The sequence below is a fragment of the Providencia sp. Me31A genome, assembly GCF_050487165.1.
Taxonomy (GTDB): Bacteria; Pseudomonadota; Gammaproteobacteria; order Enterobacterales; family Enterobacteriaceae; genus Providencia.
In genome coordinates this window covers 76,051-99,526 of sequence record NZ_JBKQGZ010000005.1, presented here as the reverse complement: position 1 = coordinate 99,526, position 23,476 = coordinate 76,051, and the positions used below count along the sequence as shown (strand labels likewise).

Annotated in this window: 22 protein-coding genes and 2 pseudogenes; 13 read left to right on the top strand and 11 right to left on the bottom strand. The window is 40.8% G+C overall.

Annotated elements, in window-relative coordinates; genetic code table 11:
- Window positions 1–473 precede the first annotated feature (473 nt).
- Window positions 474–1,259 (top strand): phosphate starvation-inducible protein PhoH, encoded by a 786-nt coding sequence (phoH, locus tag ACLPIE_RS05545; RefSeq protein WP_430260422.1) that lies wholly within the window; start codon window positions 474–476, stop codon window positions 1,257–1,259.
- Between the two features lie 86 nt (window positions 1,260–1,345).
- Here phoH and zinT read toward each other — a convergent pair whose 3' ends face one another.
- From zinT to ACLPIE_RS05520, 5 genes are all read right to left on the bottom strand, one after another.
- Complete coding sequence (zinT, locus tag ACLPIE_RS05540) at window positions 1,346–1,999, bottom strand: metal-binding protein ZinT (protein ID WP_430260421.1); 654 nt, start codon at window positions 1,997–1,999, stop codon at window positions 1,346–1,348.
- Window positions 2,000–2,194: 195 nt separating this feature from the next.
- Window positions 2,195–3,034: a siderophore-interacting protein gene (locus tag ACLPIE_RS05535; RefSeq protein WP_430260419.1), complete on the bottom strand. Its 840-nt coding sequence runs from the start codon at window positions 3,032–3,034 to the stop codon at window positions 2,195–2,197.
- A gap of 259 nt (window positions 3,035–3,293) precedes the next feature.
- Window positions 3,294–3,461 carry a DUF2474 domain-containing protein gene (locus ACLPIE_RS05530; protein WP_430260417.1) on the bottom strand — a complete coding sequence of 56 codons (168 nt, stop codon included), beginning with the start codon at window positions 3,459–3,461 and terminating at the stop codon, window positions 3,294–3,296.
- Window positions 3,418–4,428 carry a cytochrome d ubiquinol oxidase subunit II gene (gene cydB / locus ACLPIE_RS05525; RefSeq protein WP_430260415.1) on the bottom strand — a complete coding sequence of 337 codons (1,011 nt, stop codon included), beginning with the start codon at window positions 4,426–4,428 and terminating at the stop codon, window positions 3,418–3,420. The genes ACLPIE_RS05530 and cydB overlap by 44 nt, the downstream gene beginning before the upstream one ends.
- Entirely contained in the window at window positions 4,418–5,755 is a 1,338-nt protein-coding gene (locus tag ACLPIE_RS05520; RefSeq protein WP_430260413.1) for a cytochrome ubiquinol oxidase subunit I, read from the bottom strand. The genes cydB and ACLPIE_RS05520 overlap by 11 nt, the downstream gene beginning before the upstream one ends.
- A gap of 244 nt (window positions 5,756–5,999) precedes the next feature.
- Between ACLPIE_RS05520 and ACLPIE_RS05515 the strand changes: the two genes are divergently transcribed.
- Together ACLPIE_RS05515 and ACLPIE_RS05510 are read left to right on the top strand one after the other, a co-directional pair.
- Window positions 6,000–7,424, top strand: coding sequence for an aminotransferase-like domain-containing protein (locus tag ACLPIE_RS05515; protein ID WP_430260411.1), 1,425 nt, complete (start codon window positions 6,000–6,002; stop codon window positions 7,422–7,424).
- Between the two features lie 95 nt (window positions 7,425–7,519).
- Window positions 7,520–8,086 (top strand): HutD/Ves family protein, encoded by a 567-nt coding sequence (locus ACLPIE_RS05510; protein WP_430260410.1) that lies wholly within the window; start codon window positions 7,520–7,522, stop codon window positions 8,084–8,086.
- Here ACLPIE_RS05510 and ACLPIE_RS05505 read toward each other — a convergent pair.
- Window positions 8,083–8,694 carry a LysE family translocator gene (locus ACLPIE_RS05505; RefSeq protein ID WP_430260408.1) on the bottom strand — a complete coding sequence of 204 codons (612 nt, stop codon included), beginning with the start codon at window positions 8,692–8,694 and terminating at the stop codon, window positions 8,083–8,085. The two genes, ACLPIE_RS05510 and ACLPIE_RS05505, sit on opposite strands and share 4 nt — an antisense overlap.
- Before the next feature lie 156 nt (window positions 8,695–8,850).
- Between ACLPIE_RS05505 and ACLPIE_RS05500 the strand changes: the two genes are divergently transcribed.
- A complete protein-coding gene (locus ACLPIE_RS05500) occupies window positions 8,851–9,330 on the top strand; it encodes an Lrp/AsnC family transcriptional regulator (protein ID WP_430260406.1) in 480 nt (159 codons plus the stop codon).
- Between the two features lie 19 nt (window positions 9,331–9,349).
- On the opposite strand, the gene ACLPIE_RS05495 is transcribed toward ACLPIE_RS05500, so the two are convergent.
- A complete protein-coding gene (locus ACLPIE_RS05495) occupies window positions 9,350–9,892 on the bottom strand; it encodes an RNA 2'-phosphotransferase (RefSeq protein ID WP_430260404.1) in 543 nt (180 codons plus the stop codon).
- Window positions 9,893–10,690: 798 nt separating this feature from the next.
- On the opposite strand from ACLPIE_RS05495, the gene ACLPIE_RS05490 reads away from it, so the two are divergent.
- From ACLPIE_RS05490 to ACLPIE_RS05470, 5 genes are read left to right on the top strand one after another with little or no spacing between them, the layout of a single operon-like run.
- The gene (locus ACLPIE_RS05490; RefSeq protein ID WP_430260402.1) at window positions 10,691–12,055 is read left to right on the top strand and encodes a radical SAM protein; all 1,365 of its coding nucleotides are present in this window, start codon (window positions 10,691–10,693) and stop codon (window positions 12,053–12,055) included.
- Window positions 12,045–12,728, top strand: coding sequence for a TorD/DmsD family molecular chaperone (locus tag ACLPIE_RS05485; RefSeq protein ID WP_430260401.1), 684 nt, complete (start codon window positions 12,045–12,047; stop codon window positions 12,726–12,728). The genes ACLPIE_RS05490 and ACLPIE_RS05485 overlap by 11 nt, the downstream gene beginning before the upstream one ends.
- Before the next feature lie 29 nt (window positions 12,729–12,757).
- A complete protein-coding gene (locus ACLPIE_RS05480) occupies window positions 12,758–15,340 on the top strand; it encodes a molybdopterin-dependent oxidoreductase (RefSeq protein WP_430260399.1) in 2,583 nt (860 codons plus the stop codon).
- Window positions 15,341–15,354: 14 nt separating this feature from the next.
- Window positions 15,355–15,897 carry a DMSO/selenate family reductase complex B subunit gene (locus ACLPIE_RS05475; protein WP_430260397.1) on the top strand — a complete coding sequence of 181 codons (543 nt, stop codon included), beginning with the start codon at window positions 15,355–15,357 and terminating at the stop codon, window positions 15,895–15,897.
- 11 nt (window positions 15,898–15,908) lie between these two features.
- Window positions 15,909–16,763: a dimethyl sulfoxide reductase anchor subunit family protein gene (locus tag ACLPIE_RS05470; RefSeq protein ID WP_430260395.1), complete on the top strand. Its 855-nt coding sequence runs from the start codon at window positions 15,909–15,911 to the stop codon at window positions 16,761–16,763.
- 99 nt (window positions 16,764–16,862) lie between these two features.
- Here the strand turns inward: ACLPIE_RS05470 and ACLPIE_RS05465 are convergent, their stop codons facing one another.
- The gene (locus tag ACLPIE_RS05465; RefSeq protein ID WP_430260393.1) at window positions 16,863–18,512 is read right to left on the bottom strand and encodes an alpha-keto acid decarboxylase family protein; all 1,650 of its coding nucleotides are present in this window, start codon (window positions 18,510–18,512) and stop codon (window positions 16,863–16,865) included.
- 125 nt (window positions 18,513–18,637) lie between these two features.
- Here ACLPIE_RS05465 and ACLPIE_RS05460 point away from each other — a divergent pair, with 125 nt between their 5' ends.
- Window positions 18,638–19,519 (top strand): LysR family transcriptional regulator, encoded by an 882-nt coding sequence (locus tag ACLPIE_RS05460; RefSeq protein WP_430260391.1) that lies wholly within the window; start codon window positions 18,638–18,640, stop codon window positions 19,517–19,519.
- Between the two features lie 195 nt (window positions 19,520–19,714).
- Here the strand turns inward: ACLPIE_RS05460 and ACLPIE_RS05455 are convergent, their stop codons facing one another.
- Window positions 19,715–19,939 (bottom strand): RHS repeat-associated core domain-containing protein, encoded by a 225-nt coding sequence (locus tag ACLPIE_RS05455; RefSeq protein WP_430260604.1) that lies wholly within the window; start codon window positions 19,937–19,939, stop codon window positions 19,715–19,717.
- Between the two features lie 60 nt (window positions 19,940–19,999).
- Here ACLPIE_RS05455 and ACLPIE_RS05450 point away from each other — a divergent pair.
- From ACLPIE_RS05450 to ACLPIE_RS05440, 3 genes and pseudogenes are all read left to right on the top strand, one after another.
- Window positions 20,000–20,251, top strand: a pseudogene (locus tag ACLPIE_RS05450) (transposase); the annotation flags it as partial.
- Window positions 20,252–20,474: 223 nt separating this feature from the next.
- On the top strand, window positions 20,475–21,827 hold the full coding sequence (locus tag ACLPIE_RS05445; RefSeq protein ID WP_430260389.1) for an IS110 family RNA-guided transposase: 1,353 nt from the start codon (window positions 20,475–20,477) through the stop codon (window positions 21,825–21,827).
- Window positions 21,775–22,727 (top strand): annotated as a pseudogene (locus ACLPIE_RS05440) (IS3 family transposase); the annotation flags it as partial. The gene ACLPIE_RS05445 and the pseudogene ACLPIE_RS05440, both read left to right, overlap by 53 nt.
- Before the next feature lies 1 nt (window position 22,728).
- Here the strand turns inward: ACLPIE_RS05440 and ACLPIE_RS05435 are convergent.
- Both ACLPIE_RS05435 and ACLPIE_RS05430 read right to left on the bottom strand, forming a co-directional pair.
- On the bottom strand, window positions 22,729–22,926 hold the full coding sequence (locus ACLPIE_RS05435; RefSeq protein WP_430260602.1) for an RHS domain-containing protein: 198 nt from the start codon (window positions 22,924–22,926) through the stop codon (window positions 22,729–22,731).
- 31 nt (window positions 22,927–22,957) lie between these two features.
- The gene (locus tag ACLPIE_RS05430; protein WP_430260388.1) at window positions 22,958–23,476 is read right to left on the bottom strand and encodes a hypothetical protein; all 519 of its coding nucleotides are present in this window, start codon (window positions 23,474–23,476) and stop codon (window positions 22,958–22,960) included.

Sequence of the window (23,476 nt, the reverse complement as noted above, 5' to 3'; positions counted from 1 at the left end):
TCACAATAATTAACTCATTGATTATTGTGATTTTACCTTACTTTTATAATGTATACCGATTAAAAAGCACAAAACACTGTTAATAAAATGTTGCTATTTAGAAAAAACATACACTATATTTAGAGTAATTAAAAACCGCAATAAAAACAGATAGCTTATTAAGTAGCAAAAAATATGGTAGTTTGTCATATTGGTGTCATATAGATTCATTAGTTTAAAAGTATCGCTGTTACAGGAGAAACTAATGGGAAATAAGTGTTTGTTGAGGTGTGAACTAAACCGGTTACCACTCCATCATGAAACTGTCATGGTGAGGGGAGTAACCGGTTTTTTTATGGTCTGTCAAAAAGAAATAAGGTTGAGCTGCATTACATCGTTTTATCGTTAACCAAGAGCTTGAAGGGAGCTCCTCTCTGTACTGAATAGTTGGTCATCTGAAATTGACATCACTGATACCTGGAAGGGTTAACACTATGAGTAGACAGAAAGCTGCAACAAAGGCACGTCGTGAAATGAAACGTTCATCACGCAAAGATCGTTCAGGCCGTTTTGATATGAACAATGTTGCGTCTTTTGCTGAGTATACGGGCATTGAGCCGATCGGTATGGCAAAAGAACGTCGTGATGAGTCTCCAATCTTGCCAAGAAATGATGCCCAAAAGTTTTATATTAATTCCATTAAGCATAAGCAATTAATTTTTGCTAATGGTGAAGCGGGATGTGGTAAAACCTACATTAGCACAGCGCTTGCTGCGGATGCGTTAATTCATAAGGATATTAACAAGATTATTGTGACAAGGCCTGTTCTTCAAGCGGAGGAAGATCTCGGTTTCTTACCGGGTGACATGTCTGAAAAATTTGCGCCTTATTTTCGCCCAGTGTATGACGTATTAGTCAAAAGGTTAGGCACATCATTTTTACAGTATTGCCTACGTCCTGAAATAGGAAAAGTTGAGATAGCACCATTTGCGTATATGCGTGGTAGAACTTTTGAAAATGCGATTGTTATATTAGATGAGGCGCAAAATGTCACCGTCACCCAAATGAAAATGTTTTTAACGCGTTTGGGAGAAAACGTCACTGTAATCGTCAACGGGGATGTCACTCAGTGTGATTTACCTGAAGGTGTTGAGTCAGGCCTAGCAGATGCATTACAACGGTTTAGCAGCGATGAAATGGTTTCAATGGTGAATTTTACCCTTGAAGATTGTGTTAGGTCGCAATTGTGTCATAAAGCATTGATGGCCTACAGCCATTGATGTCATCAATAATTAATAATATGCCCCATTTATTGGTGGGGCATATTATTTCAAATCAATCTGTTCATTTGATTAGTAATAGAGGATTAGTGATAGAGCATCTCGTGTACAATTTGCTCATCCGTGAGGGAATAAGGGTAATAGGTTGGCCAATTATCGAGCTGACTTAATAGTTTTTCTTGTGACTCATTACCCATATATAGATGGAAGTGTCCTGAGCTTTGCGGCTCGATAATATGGTCACTAAATTGAATATATTTCGGTGCTTTTGAGTTCGCATCTTGACACTCAAATAAGTAACGTACGCCTTTTTTCCCAGAAGCATAATGCAGAATTTTATAACCTGAGTAAGTATATTGGCAACTGCTGACAACACCTTTTTGAGTAAATTCGATCACATTATTTTCAATGCCAATGCTGTCTATATTTGTTGCATAGCCTTTTTTATAGTATTCGCGATATTCCTCAACGGTTTTATCTTTATTTTTCTTTGACTTATTTTCTAAAACTTCATCCAGTTTACCGCTTAATAGTAGTGGGTTAACCGATTCCCATACTCCTTGCCAATCATTCAAAGAACGGTCTTTAACATCGGTATCTTCAAATATCCCTTTAGACGCTTGTAGGGCTTTTTCTGATTGAGGATGTGAATGGCTGTGTGAGCCATGAGCCGCAACGGTGAAGCTAGCAATGGAGAGTGCCATAAGAAGGCTAGTTTTTAAAATGGTTTGCTTGTACACAGTAATTTTCCTATTAATGTAGTGATAATTATAAGTTATGTTATAACATAACATTTGCGTAAATGAAAAGCAGTTTAGGTAAGTTTTATTTATGTGATATAAAATGATTAACAGGTAAAATACATTGAGTGGAAAAGTGAACTCGCTTATTAGACATGGGGAGATTAATAAGCGAGTGGAATATTGGGTGTGAAATTAGTCGTCAGGATTATCCATCACGGCGTGGCGTTCATTATGATAGCCTTCTTCATCATAGCCGTATCGCCAGTACGGAATCGCATAAATATCGTCGCGGCCAAAACCTTTTTCACGGCGAATAAAGCGACGTAAATCACGTATGATTTGGTCTTCTCCTGCAATCCAAAATGCCGCATCGCTACTTGGAATATCCCAAGATTTAAAGGTGCTGATGAGCTCTGCTGTTTTAGAAATGTCACCACAAATCCAGATAACATCAATGAGCGCTGGCTTTTTTAGATCCCGAACATCATCTTGGCTATCTAAACGTAAAATAACTTTACCTTGAGCATCTTCGGGCATTTTTTCCAATAATGCAGCAATAGCAGGTAATGAACTTGAGTCACCCGCCATAAAATAGTGTTTTCTTACGGGTAATAGCGGGTCTGGACCTCCAGGATTAGTGATCCCCATCCAATTTCCCGGTTTTGCATCGCGAGCAAATAGATACGCAGGGCCTGTTGCACCATCATGCATCGCAAATTCGATATCAATTTCATTAAGTTCTGGCCGAATTGCTCGAACTGTGTAGGTGCGAACAAATGGACGAGGCTTGTCTTCTGGCCAACTGCGTCCTTCTTTACTGAGGATAGGCAAAGCAGGTTGGCTTGTTAAATCAGGGGCAAGAAAAATTTTCAGATGTCCACCCTCACAACCCGTTGGGTAAGTACTGAGCTTTTCTCCTGTGAACGTAATACTGCGAATTGATGGGCTGATGTCAGTAATTGATTTAACTTGAATAAGTTGTGGTGGAGCCGGGCGATAGATATTTTTTTCAACTGCCTGTTCAGTAGCCACGGACGTTCTCCTATTGTTAATGATAATTTTATTATTTGGTAATTGTTATCATTATCATGAATATATTTATAAGTTGCAATACACAGCTAGTGATTGCTGGCATTAATTTTTAACCTCATCACACCATAATCAACTGGTTAATACGGCTATCTATAACCTTAGGATCATTAAAATATAACTATCTTTACAGTAATGGAACGCAATACCCCACAAATAAAAATGCCGCATAAAAATCTATACGGCATTCAGTGGGCTGGCACTACTTCACTTTCATGCCAGCGGCAGTCATCATTAATTTAAACACATAAGAGAAAGCGAATAACGCTAACACACTGCCTAACCAAATGATGGCCATCCAACCCAGTTTCTTCCACCAAGGAGAATCAGTGATAGCCTTGGTCTGGGGTAATTTTTCCTCTGAAGACATAGTAACTCCAATAGGTATAAACCAAAATAACAGGAATAATGAATAACGCGCCAACTAACATAAAGCCTAAGCTTTCAGAAGGTCCAGCTGCGTCACGGAAACTAATTGCGGGTGGAATTAATGTAGGCCAAATGCTGATCCCAAGCCCCGTAAAGCCTAAGAAAATCAGCATTAATGCGGCTAAAAATGGTACGCTATCATGCTGTTGTTGTTTGGCACTCTTTAAGATCAACCAAGTACTGCCAAGCACCAGTAATGGAACTGGCAAAAAGAAGAATAGGTTTGGTAATGAGAACCAACGGTCAAATACTGCCTCATTTAACATTGGAGTCCATAAGCTAATGATTGCAATTACGGCTAACATGAGTAGAGTCAGTGGGCGCAGAACTCGATACATTGTGCGACGTAGGTGGCCTTCGGTTTTCATGATCAACCAACCACACGCGAGTAGGGCATAAGCGACGACTAAGCCAAACCCACAGAATAGTGGGAAAGGGGCGAACCAATCGAAATAACCGCCCATGTAAACACGATTCTCAACATGGAAACCTTGGATAAAGGCACCGACGACGACACCTTGGACGAAGGTGGCAAAAATCGAGCCACAAATAAAGGCATGGTCCCAATGACGACGGTGTGATTCATCAGCTCTAAAGCGGAATTCAAAGGCGACCCCGCGGAAAATCAAGGCCAGTAACATGAATGTTAATGGGATTGACAAGGCATCAAGAACAATTGCATAGGCCAGAGGAAATGCGCCAAACAAGGAAGCTCCACCTAAAACCAACCAAGTTTCATTGCCATCCCAAACTGGGGCGACACTGTTCATCATGAGGTCACGGTCTTGGCTATCTTTTAGGGCAGGATAGAGTATCCCGATCCCCAGATCGAACCCATCCATGACAATATACATCAACATACTAAATACAATGATGACAAACCAAATGAGGGGTAAATCAATGCCCATGAGCTGCGTCCTCCGCGATGCCTTTACGAATTAATTTCATCATGTACATGTAGCCAATTCCGAATACACTGCCATAAACCACAAAGAAGATGATTAGACTGATACTCATGTGTATTTCACCATGAGCACTGACTGCATCAGCCGTTCGTTGTAGTTCATAAACAACCCAAGGCTGGCGGCCGATCTCAGTGGTAAACCAACCTGCAAGGATGGCGATTAAACCAGAAGGAGCCATTAGAAACATAAATCGTAAAAATGTTTTTGATTCATAAAGGGTTTTACGGTAACGCAACCATAACCCCCAAACACCCGCCGCTATCATTAGCAGGCCTAAGCCGACCATGACACGGAACGACCAAAACACCATAAACACGTTAGGCCTATCTTCCGGTGCATATTCTTTTAACGCTGGTACTTGTTTATCAATGCTGTGCGTTAGGATCAGGCTAGCGAGGTAAGGGATCTCAATGGCATATTCGGTTTTTTCTTTTTCTTGATTTGGAATACCAAATAAAATCAGTGGAGTGGCTTCACCCGGTTTGTTTTCCCAGTGGCCTTCCATTGCAGCAACTTTAACGGGTTGATGCTTTAAGGTATTTAGACCATGTGCATCACCGATCAGCGCTTGAATGGGGGCTAATACTAAAATTAACCACAAGGACATGGAAAACATTTTTTTCATGGCGCTGGATTTGTTGCCCTTGAGTAAGTGCCATGCAGCTGACGCTCCAACAAAGAAGGCCGCCGCCAGAAATGCTGCTGTTGTCATGTGCAACAAACGGTAAGGGAAAGAGGGGTTGAAAATAACGGCAAGCCAATCAACAGGAACGATACGTCCATTGATAATCTCAAAGCCTTGAGGGGTTTGCATAAAGCTATTTGAGGCGAGTATCCAAAATGTGGAAATAATGGTTCCTAATGCCACCATGCAAGTCGCAAAGAAGTGGAGTTTTTCACCTACTCGGTTCATGCCAAATAACATGACGCCAAGAAAACCTGCTTCTAAGAAGAAGGCCGTTAGTACTTCATAAGTTAAGAGTGGTCCCGTGATACTACCGGCAAAATCGGAAAAGAAGCTCCAGTTAGTACCGAATTGGTAAGCCATAACCAACCCAGATACCACGCCCATTCCAAAATTAACCGCAAAAACTTTTGACCAAAAATGGAATAGCCTTATATAGTCTTCATCACGAGTTTTAAGCCATAAGCCTTGAAGCACAGCAAGGTAACTCGCCAGCCCAATGGTAATGGCAGGAAAAATAATATGGAACGAGACCGTAAACGCAAATTGTATACGGGCAAGTTCCAGTGCACTTAGTCCAAACATATTGACCCCTGAATGGAAATGTTAATGCACGCTGCATTTTTAGTCATGGTGCGAGCAATTGAGGCGCTCATCCCTAGCAAAAGAAATTGCTCAAACCGGAGTGCAAAAAATCGCAATCCAACATAAAAATGTTTTGTGCTTATAGTTAAAAAAGTCAGGTGAATGAGTGGATAAGTAGAACATGAGAAGATAAACTATAATAGTAACAATTATTGAGATATTAACTATAACAGTTGAGGCGGCTATGACGAGATATGAACAGTTAGCAGCGCAAATTCGTCAGCAAATTGAAGACAACATCTGGCAAGTTGGTGACAGATTACCTTCACTTAGAGAAAGTGTTAAACAATCGGGTCTTAGTTTAATGACGGTGGTACAAGCGTACCAATTACTTGAAAGCCAAGGATGGGTCGCTGCCCGCCCGCAATCAGGGTACTATGTTGCCAATCGTAATAACGCATTTGCGGCAGCTAAAGGGGGAAAAGGACTACATCTAAATGAGAATGTAGAGATTAACGCCTCTATTTTTGGTGTATTACAAGCATGTAAAGACCCTGATATTATCCCATTTGGTTCCGCATTTCCAGAACCTGCATTATTAGATGAGCCTAAACTGGCGAAATCATTGGCATCGGTGGCTCGGCGTTTATCAAAATTCAACACCCCTGCAAATTTACCGCCAGGTAATGAGCAATTACGTCGTAACATTGCCCAACGTTATGCCACACAAGGGATACATGTCGCTCCTGATGAGATAGTGATCACCGCTGGTGCTATGGAGTCCTTAGTCCTGAGTTTGCAATCCGTGACACAGCCCGGGGATTGGGTTGTCATTGAATCACCTGCATTTTATGGTTCTTTACAAGCGATTGAGCGCTTAAAACTAAAGGCAATAGCCATTAAAACTGACCCCATATTTGGTATTGATTTAGACGCATTGGAAGAAATTGCTAGTAAATATGCTATTAAAGCTTGCTGGTTGATGACTCATTATCAAAACCCATTGGGTGGAACCATGCCACAAGCGAATAAAAAACGTTTAGTTGATATTCTTAACCAACATCAAATAACGTTAATTGAAGATGATGTTTATGGGGAGTTGTACTTCGGTAATAAGCAGCCTATACCTGCAAAAGCATTAGATACTAAAGGGAATTTTTTCCATTGTTCTTCCTTTTCCAAATGTTTAGCACCCGGTTATCGGGTTGGCTGGGTTGCTGCGGGCCAACATGCGACCCAAATCCAACATTTACAAATGATGAGCACCGTTTCTGCTAGCGTACCAACACAATTAGCTATTGCGGAGTACCTCTCTTTGGGGGGGTATGATAATCATTTGCGTAAACTACGCCAAACAATGGAACAGCGGCAACACCAAATGCTCAGTGCGATTGCCAAATATATGCCACCTTCGGTGAAAGTGAATACGCCAAAAGGCGGGTATTTCTTATGGCTTGAGTTTGAGCCGCCGTTTAATGCTATTCATTTGTATCAATTAGCGCTTAAAGAAGGGATCAGTATAGCCCCTGGAAGCATGTTTTCTACTAGTGAGCAGTTTAATCACGCATTTCGTCTTAATGCGTCTTTTGCATGGAATGAGCGAATTGAAGAAGCGATGAAAACATTAGGTCGACTCTGTCACCAATTAGTTAGTCAGAGGCGGGTTTAGTCACATTATCGTTGCGAATTCATTGCCTTGAGGGGTTAACTTTGCCAATCTAAGTATAAATCCAAACGTGTTAATCGCAACATATAGGAGGTAATGTGAAAATAAAATGTTTTGACACCACGGAATTACCTATCCTTGATTGGCAGGATGGAGGAGGAGCTAGCCAAGAGGTTTTTTGCTGGCCTGTTGCTTCAGATCATTCATTACGTGCAAGCATTGCAACCATAAACCAAAATAGCTATTTAAAACGTTATGTTGAAGGCGAAAGACTAGTTATTTTATTGAATGAACAGCCGCTTATATTAACGGATAACAAGCAATTTACCTGTAAACTTAGACATATTGGTGACAGTATTCAATTTTCAGCTCAGCAGTACTGTGCTGTTAATATAAGAAAATCGCCCATCAAGTTGATGAATTTTATTTTTCGTTCGGATCGGTGGGGAGCTAAAAGTTACTTTATGACTGAAGAGTGTAAGTTGCCCGCAAATCAAGCGGGTTTAGTGTATGTGTTGAGTGGCCAGTGGGGTGTTTCAGGGGCCAATTGTAATATAATGACTCAAGGCCAAGGTGGCTGGTGGCTCCCTGATATCGGTGAAGGTGAAATAAAACCCCTTTGCACCGATAGTCAGTTAATTTGGATCGAGTTACTACCGCGCTAACTGGAGGCTAAACCGATTGCCGCTAAAGTTAACATTCCACCCGCCATACCCTCGGTGATGCGGCGTTTTTTATCATTGTAACTTTGTTTATTATGCATGGATGCGAATAGAGCACCAATAACCCCATAGATCATCATACAAGAAAGAATAAAAATGGTAGAGAGTATCAGTGATTGGATTGCAACACTTTCTGTTAGTTGAATAAAGTTTGGTAAGATTGCAAAATAAACCAATAACCCTTTTGGGTTAAGAAAGCTAGTAAGAAAAGCTTTACCAATCACCGCTTTTGTCGACACTTTTTGAATTTTCATTTCACCTGCCTTCATGGCTGATAGTACCATGCGCAAGGCAAGGTAAGCCACATAAGCAACTCCCACCCATTTGATGGTATGAAAAACCATCGGAGAAGTCGCGACAATAGCGGCTAAGCCTAAAGCCGCAAGAATAGCATGGGTTATATAACCCAATATAATGCCTAAATTGGCTTTCAAAGCAGCGGAGGTGCCTCCTGATAGTCCTTGAGCTGCAATAAAAAGAATATCTGGCCCAGGTGTGCAGACCAGTGGGATCACGGTTGCGCTAAATAACAGTAAAGTCTGTAATTCCATTCTCAGTTCCTCATTATTGATTATTATTACCTTCACGCAACTGGCCAGTAGCCGTAAAAGTATAACGATTTTCTAATGATATTGGATTTTTTTATTGCTTTAAAATAGATGATAGTTGATATTTAAGTTTAATTATTTATTAAATATGGGGTTAGGATGCCAATTAAAGAAAGTGAAGTGAAACTTGATGCTATCGATAAACGCATACTACAAGTGCTACAAAGAGATGGAAAAATTCAAAATATTGAATTAGCGAAAGAGGTTGGATTATCACCATCTCCTTGCTTGCGCCGAGTTAAATTGTTAGAGGAAGCTGGGGTAATCAAGCGTTATGTGGCGGTGCTGGATGGGAGCAAAATAGGCGCTGGCCTTTCATTGTTTGCGCGTATTTGGTTTAAAACGCAAGATGCTCAAACTATTAATCGGTTTGTTGAAGATATTAAACTGATGCCTGAAGTGGTGGAGTGCCATTTAATGGCAGGAGAGTGTGATGCATTGATCCGCATCGTGACGCATGATCTTGCATCTTATCGTCGCTTTCATGCCGACCATTTGACGCAAATTAACAGTATTCAGAGTATCAAGACGGAGGTACCGATGGAAACCGTTAAAGTGACTTATGCACTACCGTTATAACAATAATTGCATCAGTTTATTATTGCTTAATAAATTCAATGGGAACATCTTTAGTTAACCATACTTGATTATCAGACAAGTAAAAGTGGTAGCCTAACTCTGCCATTTTTTGTGCTTCAATAATTAAAACCACAGGCTTCCCGTGCCTAGCCCCCACTTTAGCTGCGGTCTTTTGGTCATCTGAGAGGTGCACGTGATGGCGTGTGCCGGGGATTAAACCTTGCTGATTAATTGAGTCTAAAAAACGTGTTGCAGTGCCGTGATAAAGAAACTCTGGCGGCACCTGTTGGCTATAATCTAGATTCACCTGTTGGCTAGAATGGCCTTGAGCTGCACGGATCATGGTGCCATCGCGACTAATGGTAAAACGTTTTTTATCGTTGGTCGCAACAATATGCTCTAACACTGCCCGTGTTAATTTTTTTCCATGTTGGTTAGCTTGCGCTAATAAAGTCTCTATTTCAACCCATCCGTCTTGATTGAGTTTTAGGGCGATAGATTCGGGTTTATGGCGTAAAATGTAGCTTAAAAATTTACTGATTTTAACTGTATCGACTTGCATAAAATTACCTGTTAATAATTGTTATTTCTTATAGGTTAGTGTAATTAATCAGTTATAACGATTAACACTATGAATGGTAGCTAAGTCGTTGAAAATGTCGATGTCATTAATTCTTAAAAAGGGATTTAGGAATAACTAGCAATGAGCTTTAATAACCAGACGGGGGCAACAACGAATGATGTTAAGGGAAATTTAACAGAAAGAATTTGTTAGAAAAGGATGAATATAGTTTCTATTCTTTATTTATTAATTAGATTTATTTTTTTATTATATATAGAAAAATTGATATTATAAAAACAAATAATTATTGATAATTTGAAAATTAATTTTACAATTTGAAATATTATTTCATTTGGTTAAGTATTTTTATGGTTAATTGAAATTTATTTTTTAATAAAGCATTATTTTGTTTTTATATAATGATTCATTTTTTGATGAGATAATTCCCATATAATGGGAACAATTGGTATTGTCACCTCGTTATAGTAATAGCATTTAGCTAATTAATTGATATGTAAATAATGAAATGGTTTTTTTTTGATCCTGCGCAACGTCGTTTCACTTCAATTCCATATACTGCCATTAATCTAAAACCAAAATAATATAATGAGAATATTTCTTATTTAAAAAAGAATTATTTTAAAATTAAGTGGGCAGTAACTTATTCACTTACATATGTGAATTTTTATCGCTATGAATATTGTGATATCGACACATGAAGTGATGATTTTATTTTCTAACGTATATGACTGCCACCAATTAATAGAAACTATTTGCCAGTAAAATGAAGGAAATTTTATGATCTATCCTATTACAGATAGAACATTATCAGTACTTAATAATCAAAAATTTAAGCGTTATGTAATGCGCTATTTAGATATTGAACAACAAACACAGCAGGCAATTAAAGAATATGGGCTTAACTTTGAGACACCTTTTTTACAGCAAAATGAAATTGAACAGCTCAAATTAGAGATTAAAAACTATGGTGCAGTTTTTGCGAATAACGGTAAAAGCATACATTGTAACTGGTTATCAAGTGCTTGTGTGCAGTGCCGGACGGGAGAAGGGAGTCATACTACATTCCTATCATTAAAATGCCACCGTGATTGTTATTTTTGTTTTAACCCAAACCAAGAGAACTACCAATATTTTCAACAAGAAATGCGCGATGCGATTGGTGAAGTCGAGGCAATCGCAGAGCAAAACTATCCATTAACGCATATTGCATTAACCGGAGGAGAACCCCTGCTTTTTCGCCAAGAAAGTATTGCCTTTTTCCAAACGGTTCAACAAAAATTACCGCAAGTGCATAGCCGTTTATACACGGCCGGTGATCCATTAGACCGTAATACCGCACGGGCTTTGGCTAAGGCCGGTCTACAAGAGATTCGTTTTAGTATCAAAATTGATGACCCCAAAGCACGTATCACTAAAATTTTGCAACGCATCGCTTTAGCTCGTGAAATTTTTCCGACTGTCATGGTTGAAATGCCAGTCATCCCGGGAACTGAACAACAAATGTTCCAGTTACTGATTCAGCTTGATGATATTGGTATTGATGGTATCAATTTATTGGAATTTTGTTTTCCATTAACGAATAGCGAAGCCTATCAGTCACGTGGCTTTACACTTAAAAACCCCCCCTATGAAGTGTATTACAACTATTGGTATGCGGGGGGATTGGCTGTCGCACAAAGTGAGTTAGCGTGCCTTAGAGTTCTTAAGTTTGCACTAGAAAATCAATTAGCGATAGGGGTGCATTACTGTTCACTAGAAAACAAACACACGGGGCAGGTGTATCAAAGCAATGCTTTTTTTGAACAACGTAAGGACGTTATAGGCGAGCATTATTATTTTTCTTCTCAAGACTATTTTTTCAAAAGCGCCAAAGTGTTTGGGGATGATTGTGAAACTGTCGCGAATTTACTAAAACGTGCAGGGGTTTCTTATCACCAAGAGCTATTGCATGGTTTCTTACAATTCAATCCTGAATCAATTTTCTTACTATCTTCTCTAACTGAATTACCTATCGCGTTGACTTCTCACATTATTGAGCCTGATGAACAAGGCAACCCTTTAATTAAAGAAGTTCGCATTCAAATGACGACACCTACCGACTTTTTATTGACCGATTTGCATGGAGGTTCCTGTGAAAAATAACATCTCAAGCTTAGATTATCTCTATGCACGCCAATTCGCCTATGACGTATTACGCCGCCTGATGGTGGAAGAACCTACCCCAGAACTGCTTAATTATTTATCAGAAACAGGATTGGCATTATTTCCGTGTGATGATGCTTTACCTGCAATGGGTCAAGCAATTAATGCCATGCAAGCAGACTTACAAAATCGAACATTGCGAGTCAATGCTGATGGGTTTGAGGACTTACATTGGGATTTTACCCGATTATTTATTGGGCCAGATGCTCCCCCAGCCTCACCTTGGGAGTCAACCTATGTCTCTCGGGACAAATTGTTATTTCAAGAAAGTACATTAGCGGTCAAAAACTTTTATCAACAGTATGGCTTTCAATTGCCTGAAGGGGATATGGAAGCGGCTGATCATATTGGCTTTGAGCTGGACTTTATGTGGAACTTAAGCCAGCGAGTTGTTGAGCTTGTAGGGGATGCCAGTGTGCTTAGTGAGCGCTCGAAAGCATTACTACTTGGGTCATCTGAATTTTTGAACACGCATCTATGCGCTTTTATCACGCCGTTTTGCCGAGCGGTACATAATCACGCAGAAACCGTGTTTTATCGTCAATTAAGTTCATTACTTGAACTTTTTTTACGAAGTGATCATAAAAAAATCAATGAGTTAGTCAGTTTATAATAATAAAACAAAATGAAGAGGTAAGAGCAATGTCAGAAAGACAGAAAATAGCCTTGAGTCGTCGTTCCTTTATAGCATGGACATCAGCGGCATCCGTAATGGCTACGCTGCCGCTAAGTAAGCGACTTTATGCTGCAACGCCAGAGGAAGAAAAAGCAATTGTGCAAGCCACTGATGCCGTCACTCAAGGGAAATGGAAACCCGTGGCCTGTTGGCATAATTGTGGGGGGCGCTGTGTGAATAAAGCCCTTGTTGTTGATGGGGTCGTCGTCAGACAAAAAACTGATGATGTGGTTGCGGATTCTCCCGACTTTCCACAACAACGTGGTTGTCTACGAGGTCGCTCGCAGCGTAAACAAGTGTTTGGCGCAGATCGCCTGAAATATCCAATGAAACGTAAAGGCTGGGCACCTGGAGGCGGTGACAAAAGTTTACGTGGGCGCGACCAATGGGTACGTATAAGTTGGGATGAAGCGCTAGATATTGTGGCATCAGAATCGAAACGTATCAAAGAAAAATATGGCAATGAATCCATTTGGATTACCGGTGGTAATGGCGTTGATATTCAAAACGTTTATGCAAAAGCGGGGGGATTTGTTGGAGATTGGGGTACAACCTCATGGGGGGCTTGGTTTGAAACGCCGGCTCACTTAGGGTTACTCGAAGGATATTATACTTTTGGAACCAATGACCGTTTTGATATGCGTAACTCACAGCTAATCGTGATGTGGGGAGCCAACCCTGCTTGGAGTAGCCCAGGTAGCCCAACCTATAATTACTATCAAGCGAAAAAAGCAGGTGCCCGATTCATTACCATTGACCCAAGTTATACCACCACGGCAGAGTTAATGGATGCAGACTGGTATCCAATCAATCCCGGAACTGACCATGCATTGGCGTTGGGAATTATGTATGCTTTGTTGGAAATGGATAGCCAAGATAACCCATTGATTGACTGGGATTTCCTACGCCGTTGTACGGTTGGGTTTGATGAAAATAATATGCCCGCAGGCGCAGATCCAAAAGGTAACTTTAAGGATTATTTATTAGGCACCTATACAGGGGAAGCGAAAACACCAGAGTGGGCATCGAACATTTGTGGTTTATCGGCGAGTGATATTCGTACATTAGCCCGAGAGATAGGCGGCACCAAACGAGTGGCATTGCTGACAGGGTGGGCACCAGCCCGTGTGCATAATGGGGAAGGTTGGGTACAGGCATTTTCCACTCTTGGCTTTATGACAGGGCACATGGGAAGGCCTGGGCGCATGACTGGGGTAAGTTGCCACTTTGCTGCGGGGAACAATGGAACTCGCTTAGTGATGGCGGGAGAGAGTGGTTTGCCTTCGGTACCAAACCCTGTGAGTTTAAAAATTAACCATAATGAACTTAATCGGGCACTATTAGAGAAAAAATTCCGCCAACGCGGTGTCGGTGATGTGAATGCGAATATTCAAATGATCATTCACCCATTTAATGCCACTTTACAGACGCGAGCGAATATCTCTCAAAGTGTTGAGGCTTATCGTAAAGATATCGAACTCGTCGTTACCGCGGCCTATGTTCCTCATACCTGTGCTAAATACTCTGACATTGTCTTGCCAGTGACGACAGAATGGGAGCGAGATGGAACTATCTTAAATCCAAGTAACCGTGAAGTGATCATTGCTGCGGTGAATGTGACTCCTCCATTATATGAAGCAAGAAGCGACCAATGGATTGCTAAAGAAATTGGTAAACGTCTTGGAATTAACGTTGATGAAGTATTCCCTATTTCGGAGAAACAGCAGTTTTTCAATAAACTCAATGGGGCAACAATTATTGGCGAAGATGGAAAAACAAAAGAGCCGCTATTGACAGTGACTCAAGCTGATATTGATGAGTGGCAAGTTACAGGTAAACCTCAGCAAGGCCGCCTTTCTATCAATGAGTTTCTCACTGTCGGTAAGTACCAAGTGGAACGTAAGACGGGCGATAACTATGGCTATATTGCTTACGAAGACTTTATTCGTGATCCACAAGGCAATCCACGCCCAACACCAAGTGGTAAATTTGAAATTTATTGCCAAACCCTTGTCGAAAAAGCGGATGAATGTGGTTGGACTAAATTACCACCAATTCCTGAATATATTCCTTCAGCCAGTGGTTATGAGGCAAGTTTCAGAGACTTTTCGAAGAAGGAAAAAGGGGACTATCCATTCCAAATTTATAACCCACACTACCTACGTCGCTCACACAGTACGCTTGATAATGTACCGTGGTTGCGTGAACAGTGGCCAAGCCCTATTTATATCAATGCCTCTGATGCAAAACGTTTAGGCATTAAGCATGGTGAAACCGTTCTTATCACCAGTCCACAAGGGAAGATAGTTCGTCCAGCATTGGTGACTCAAACTATGAAACCAGGGGTTGTTGCATTACCACATGGTAGCTGGACTAATGTCGATGAAAAAACAGGTATAGACATGGCAGGAGCTGATAATACGCTAACTATTCAAGTCCCTACAGGGCTTGGAACATCGGGGTGGAACACGATGCTATGTAATATCGAAAAATGGCATGGCGAACAATTAGTTCCAGATGCTGCAATTCCACAGCGTATTATCTTTTAAGGGGGCAATAAAAAATGGATAAACAAGTCGGATTCTATATTAATGTTGCCACTTGTATTGGCTGTAAAACCTGTGTTGTTGCGTGTAAAGATAAAAATGATCTTGAAGTTGGTCGTAATTTTCGCCGCGTATATGATATCGAAGTTGGTGAATACCCACGTCCGCGTACTTGGCATTTGTCTATTGCTTGTAACCATTGCGATAATCCACAGTGTGTGAGCCATTGCCCTACAACGGCCATGCATAAGCGTGAAGAAGATGGTGTTGTGCTGGTCGATCATAATAAATGTGTTGGTTGCCGTTATTGTACTTGGGCTTGCCCGTATGAAGCGCCTCAATTCGATGCCAGTATTGGCATGATGACCAAATGTGATACTTGTATTGATTTGCGCGAAAAAGGCGGAAATCCAATGTGCGTCGATTCTTGCCCAATGCGTGCGATTGAGTTTGGCCTTATTAGTGAACTACGCAAGAAATATGGCACAAATGCGGATATCGAAGGGCTGCCAAGCTCTAGTATTACTCAGCCGAACCTTGTTGTCGGCACTAAAGGATAAGGAGAATTATCATGCATGAATTTCCGTTGGTGATTTTCACCTTATTTATGCAAGCCTCAGTAGGCTGCTTAGTGGTCTCATTGGTGTGTTATTTTCGTGTACTCGAAGGTGCAAATAACCGCACAAGTGTTCAAACCATCAAAATGCCGATATTAACTAGCTTTATACTTGGTTGTATTGGGTTACTTGGTTCACTGTTTCATATGGGTAACCCACTACACATGTTTTACACTATGCTACATGTGTCGACTTCGTGGATGAGCCGTGAAGTTTGGGCAACAGCTATCTATATGGCGTTGCTATTCTTTAGTACTGCCTTGATATTACTGAAACAAAAAGCTAATAGTGCACTGCTGGTCTTAAGCGCGGTTGCCGGCGTAATCTATATGTACGCCATGTCTGCATTGTATGCCAATACCTTGTTTAATTTGTGGGGAGGATTATTCACCTATGCAAGTTTCTTCGGTGCGGTATTACTGGTTGGCGGGATGTTTGCGGCATTACTATTGGTAGGGGCTTTACGTCGCAATGGCAAAGAAGAACAACTTAAACGAGTGGTTAAAATTGTACTTGGTTTAGGCGTTATGGGGATATTACTCATGTTGTTAGGGGCGTTGTCATTGCTTGGTAATATAGCAGAGCCCATTTATATGGGGATGACACCGCGAGTACTCCCAGAAGGTTTACTTAGCTTAAATATTATCCGCATTGTATTAATTGCTTTAGGCATATTATTTGTCGGTCGTTTACTTTGCCAAAGAACAGGTCAAAGTATTAACGCTACTCTAGTTATGTCACTAGCAACCCTTTGTATTTTTATTGGTGAAGGTGTTGGCCGAGTGGTGTTTTTCTCTCTTGGTGGTTAACATACTGATTTTATTAACGTAAAATCCACAAATCCGAGGGCTTACCCCCTCGGATTTTTTGTTTAATGTCACTTTCTGGAGGCTGGCAAGATTTATTATTTAAAATGAATAAAGTGATCCGACAGATTTACCTAACTTTTGTGCCAATTCGGATGAGGCGTATCGGTCCATCACAATTTCAATATAAGCAGCTTGCCCCGTGGACTCTGTCGTTTTAATTACACTATCGAGATCAATGCAAGTTGTCACTCGCTGGCAATACCAATCCTGACAACCTAATGCAGTGGGTAGCTGAGCGTAGTTCCATTGAGGCAAATCATTATAATAAGCTTCAGGATCTTTACACAGTAGTCGCTCAATTAAATAGCCATCATTATTGAGTACGAAAATAATAGGTTTCAGACCAAAACGTTGAAACTGGCTAATTTCCTGAGCCGTCAGTTGGTGGGAGCCTTCTCCCGTAACAAGAATGACTCGCTTGTCTGGTGCTGCAATTGCCGCACCGAAAGCGGCAGGCGTTGCCCAGCCAATAGAGCCCCACAACGTTTGGTTATGAAACTGTGCATATTCAGGTAACAGTGCGAAGCCGAGTCCCATGGAGGCGGTGCCTGTTTCAGCGACAATAATATCATGTTTTTGAAACATTTTTTCAAGGCGTGGATAAAGATAGCCTGCGGTAATTTTACCTTGCTCCCCTTGGATTGGTATTCCTAAACTCCGTGCTTTTATCCCTTGATGGTTAAGTGAGGGGGCGAGAGCTTTTAGTTGGCTAAGAACATCCTGCATATATACTTGTGGGTAAACCGCTGAACCCACTTTGACATGATCAGCAAGGATGTTTATGCGATTTTCAGCTAGGATAGAAGCAGTAAAGCCGCCTGAATTAAAATCAGTTAATACGGCGCCAATTCCCATCACACAATCGCAGCTTTCTACGAATTCCCTGACCTCTGGGTTCATCAGTTTGCCGTTATAAATCCCCATATAGCTAGGGTTTGACTCGCTCAGAATGGCTTTATCCATAAACATAGTGGCATAAGGTAAGCCTATTTTATCGATGATAGCTTGTACATCATCAGTTAAACCTAGACGGTGACTTAACATACCTGGAATAATACAAGCTTGAGAGCTAGCGCTGAGTTTTTCTAAAATAGCAGTAATAGCGGCAGATAGTGACTCACCATTACTTTTATGCATAGAGATGGTTTCAATATTTCTGTCGGTGACGACAGGCATGGTGGCATAATCTGAGGGGAAGCCTAAGTAAACAGGGCGTCGTTCATGTAATGCAGTGGTTATCAGCCGCTCAGTTTCAGCGATGCAATTTTCCGGGGTTAAAATAGCGTGTGCGCAACTTAAATGCTGGCTCATTTGGTAAAATACATCGAAATCACCATTACCCAGCGTGTGATGAACTAATCGATGATTGCGCTGTACACCACTAGCGGGCATTCCCACAAGGTGGAAAATTGGGAGGTATTCGGCGTAAGATCCTGCAATACCATTAAGAGCACTAAGCTCACCAACACCGAAGGTGGTAGAGAGTGCCGCTACTCCTTTAATTCGTGCATAGCCATCGGCGGCGTATGCTGCATTGAGCTCATTACAATTGCCAATCCAACGCATCGTATGGCTTTCACACACAGCGTCTTCAATAGGAAATGCATAGTCACCTGCGACCCCAAACACATCGTCAATGCCAATTTCATTTAAACGACTAAGCACATATTCAATAACTGTCTTGTTCATTATATTGCTCCTACGTACGATGGCAGCTAAATATTCTGGTTCATGTTATTTTTATTCAATAAATCTCTAATTTGGAAATCATAAATAATTATTAAGGCTATAATTAAAAGTAATAGGGGGGGGAGATGGACATACGAACAATACGCTATTTTGTCGAGGTCGTGCAGTTAAATGGCTTTAGCCGTGCGGCACAGAGTCTATTTGTCACACAACCGGCAATTAGCCGTAGTATCCAAAAGTTAGAACAAGAACTCGGATATACCTTACTTATCCGTGAAGTGGATGGGGTCAAACTCACTGATGAAGGGGAAATATTGTTTAGTCATGCGACCCAACTTCTAGACCTGTTCAACAATATGAAGAATGCATTAAAAGATAAGTCAGGGCCACTTGAGGGGGTGTTAAATATCGGCTTACCGCCAGTGATTGCTTCTACCTATTTTGCAGATATTATTATGGCCTTTAGCCAACGCTATCCGAAAATTGAATTAAAGATCCATGAATTGGGCACACGCAAAATAATGGATGCACTTTTAAACGGTAAGGTAGAAACTGCCGCAGTGATGTTACCTTTTGATGATGAACACTTTGACTTACATACTTTTGCGACAGACCAATTGATGCTATTAGTGAGTGAACAACATCCCTTATCAATACGAAGTTCTGTCCAATTTATTGAATTAATCACTGAACCATTTATTTTTTTTATGGAAGACTTTCGAATTAATGAATTAATCACCAGTGCTTGTAGAATTTATGGTAAAGATCCCGTGATAGCAGGGCGTAGCAATCATTTAGATTTAGTTACCGCGATGGTAAAAGCCGGTGTTGGGGTGACATTGTTACCGGATAGCATGTGGCATAAAACCAGCTCAGAGGGCTTATCTATTATCCCTGTTGTTGATCCAACACTTAGTTATAAGTTGGCGTTAGCCACATTGAAAAATCATCACCAAAGCCGCCGGGCTAGGGCATGGCATAATTTGGCGGTAGAGATGCTGAAATAAGTGCATTGATGGAGAGATGTTAGAGCATTTCAAATGAAAATAGCAAGAAATAGCCGCTATTTTGAAATGCTGAATGACATCTACTTAATTAAATTATAAAGATTTTACTTTTTGTAATCAGTACACAGGGGTATTGGTTGTTGATTTCTACAATATCAAATAAAAAGGTACGAATATTGATATCTCTTATTTTCTCTATTTATAAACCCCAAAATTTCCAGTGGCTCCATTAGTATTTAAATGGCTCCAGCCCCAAGGGTCAATCCATCCCAATGGGTTAGGGGCATAAGCATACAAGTTTATCCCGCCCAATAACCCAATCGGGTCGGGAATGATAAATCGGCCTATTTGTGGGGCGTAGAATCTAAAGGTATTAAAATTCAGCCCCGTTTCAGTGTCAAAATATTGCCCAGCATTGATCTGCTTTAATCAAACAGGACACTTTAATAATGGAATATAATCCAATTATTGAGGTGTTAAATGAAAAAACGAACAAACAGGTTTTATACTACTGAGTTTAAGCAAGAAGCGGTCGCATTAGTCACCGAACAAGGTTATAGCGTCCCAAAAGCGGCAGCTTCATTAGGGATCACCGATAAATTACTTTATAACTGGAAAGCAAAATTCGACGCGGAACAATCCGGTAGCAGCTTGAATGCCGATGAGAGAGCTGAGCTATTAAGGCTTCGAAAAGAAAATAAAGAACTTAGGATGGAGAAAGAGATCCTAAAAAACTGCCTACATGTCACAACATCCCCCATCTGGCTAGAAACACATAACGATCTATACTCTACATTAACCGGATAGTGGTCGTACGCCTTTTGGAGACATAAATCCCGTCAAAAAACCTGACCCAGGGAAAGCTGCGGACCCGATGTTGGTGGCATAGACCCCGTTTAGGAAAGTGATTAATCCGAGTTCCCCATCCGGTATTCACCATTAAGTCGAGGTCATCATGTCGAAATTACAACCAAAATCCCAATCGCTTCCCGTCATCAACCCCAATGCGGCGGGGATTGATATCGGTGGCCGCTTTCACGTTGTCGCAGTTCCTCCGGAGCGTTGTGACGAACCAGTCCAAACCTTCAAAGCATTCACTGGTGATATCCATAATATGGCTCATTGGTTAGCTAAGTGTGGAATAACGACCATTGCCATGGAGTCCACAGGGGTATATTGGGTACCTGTGTATGAAATTCTGGAAGAGCATGGTTTTGAGGTTGTCCTTTCCAATGCACGTGATACCCGAGCCGTTCCTGGAAGAAAAACCGACGTGGGAGATGCGCAATGGATCCAACGACTTCATGCATGTGGTTTGCTCAAAGCCAGTTTTAGACCCGAAGCAGCCATTGCTGAGCTTCGTGCGTATATGCGTGTGAGAGAACGCCTTTTGGACTATGCAGCTGCGCATATTCAACATATGCAAAAAGCACTCACTTATATGAATATCCAATTGAGTATTGTGGTTTCGGATATTTCTGGCGTCACGGGTATGAAGATTGTTAGAGCTATAGTTGCAGGAGAGAAGGACCCAAATGTCTTGGCAAAATTCAGAGATCCACGTTGTAAAGCGGACGAACAAACGATTAGTGCAGCACTAAACGGTAATTATCAGCCAGAACATTTATTTGCTCTTCGTCAAGCTGTTCTTATGTATGATGCCTATCAGTTACGAGTCGATGAATGTGATGTGCAAATTGAATTGGTACTCGACAGGCTTTGCATGGATTCAAGCGATCCTGTTGAGCCTATTCCTAAACCCAAGAATAGAACCAAACAACCCAACGCAATGACATTTGATGTGCGAGAAAAATTGTATCGCTTAATAGGAACAGATCTCACACAAATACATGGCATCGGCCCTTTTCTTGCATTACGACTGATATCTGAATGTGGCACGGATATGAATAAATGGCCAACTGAAAAGCATTTTACATCATGGTTAACATTGTGCCCAAGTTCAAAAATTAGTGGTGGTAAGGTGATGTCGTCCCACTCCCGAAAGAGTAATAATCGAGTTGTCGCTCATCTCAGGCTTGCTGCAACGACGGTGGGCCGGTCAGATACAGCCCTAGGTGCGTTTTATCGAAGACTCTCATATAGGGTAGGTAAAGCAAAAGCGGTAACCGCGACAGCAAGAAAAATAGCCATACTGTTTTACAATGCAATGAAATATGGAACAAAGTATCAAGATCCTGGCGCTGAATACTACGAGATGCGGTATAAAGAACGGGTAATAAAAAACCTTAAACGTCAGGCTGAGAGAATGGGGATGTTCTTACAGGCAAAAGAAGAATGTGTTTCTTAGGAAAGCCAGCGCCCTCCTGCTAAAGGAAACCAAGTAGCGTTTAAAACGATTAAGCAATTATCTTCACAGTTTCCCGTGCTGAAGCTCTGCAAGTTAATGAAAATAAGTCGTTCTGCCTACTATTCTTGGCTTAAACGCCCAGCAAAATTGATCACCGCAGAACAACTTAGCCTGTACCGCAGAGCCAAAGCTATCTTTGAACAGAGTCGAAATAGCTTAGGTTATAGAACGTTACGTAAACGGTTATGCAAAGAGGGCTTTAGCGTGAGTGCTTATGGCGTTCAAAAGCTAATGGCTCAGCTTGGCCTAGTCGTCACTCAGCGCGTTGCTTACAAAGTCACCACAAAACGCAAACACAGTGATGCCGTAGCCGATAATTTGCTCAATCAAAATTTTAATCCTCACGCACCTAACGAAGTGTGGGCGGGTGATGTGACCTATTTAAAAACAGGGGAAGGCTGGATGTATTTAGCCATCGTGATGGACTTATACTCACGCCGTATTGTGGGTTGGTACATCGATAAACGAATAACGGCAGATTTAGTCAGTAAAGCCTTGATGAAAGCGTATAACTTACGCCAGCCCGAAAAAGGCTTAGTCTTTCATAGTGATAGAGGCTCTCAATATACGAGTAAGCGATATCGCCGCTTGCTAACAAGCTATGGTATTAGGGCAAGCATGGGTGATGTTGGAGCCTGTTGGGATAACGCCGTTGTAGAACGATTTTTTGGCAGTTTAAAACACGATTGGGTACTGAAAATCCCACAGCCGACTCGGAAACAGATGAAAGAAGATGTTATCGCGTATATGCGCTATTACAACCTAGAAAGGCTTCATACTGCCAACGGTGATCTGCCCCCAATTGAGTATGAACAAAATTCCTTAAGAAAAGTGTCCTGATTTAGTTGCGCAGAACACCTGTTTCATTGTCAAAATACTGTCCAGCATAGCGTAAGTTCTGCTCAAAGGACTCCATTTCACGTTCAGGGTCGGAGTAGAAACTTAATGGACTATTGCGAACAAAACCAAAACGTTCATATTTCCCTGACCATACCGTATTGCCTTGTGCATTGGTGACATCAAGTGGGGCACTGTTAATGTCGCAGTGGTAATTAAAATGATGGTGTCACTTATACTAAAGATTCATAAAAACGAACTCTTTCATCATTTAAAGGGAAGAAACCTTCTTCTAACTCATAAGTTTTTGTAACCCAATAATATTCTTCATCTTTCATAGCATCAAAATCAATTTCATTATAAAATAAATTCATTTGTTCAGGATCAAATTCTTTGTTAATTGAATAGCTAGTTACAACTTGATTTAAAAATACATTATAAAAAGATACAAATAGTTTAATATTACTATTACAAAATAATATTTTTACATTTTTATCTGGGGAGTATGCATAAAATATTTCCCCATCAATTTCCCTAAAACAAAAATAACCACATAAGTCCTCTCCAAATATAATATAATTTTCATTTTGATATGCTAAAAAATATGTTGGTTTGTAAAATTTAAAGTTATAATTTACATAAGAAGGAAGTAAATCTACTTTATCTTCTAAATCTTTTATTTTTTTTTGGTAATGAATGATATTTTTAATATCAATCAACTTAGAATCTAGTGTTTCTGTAAGATATGGCAT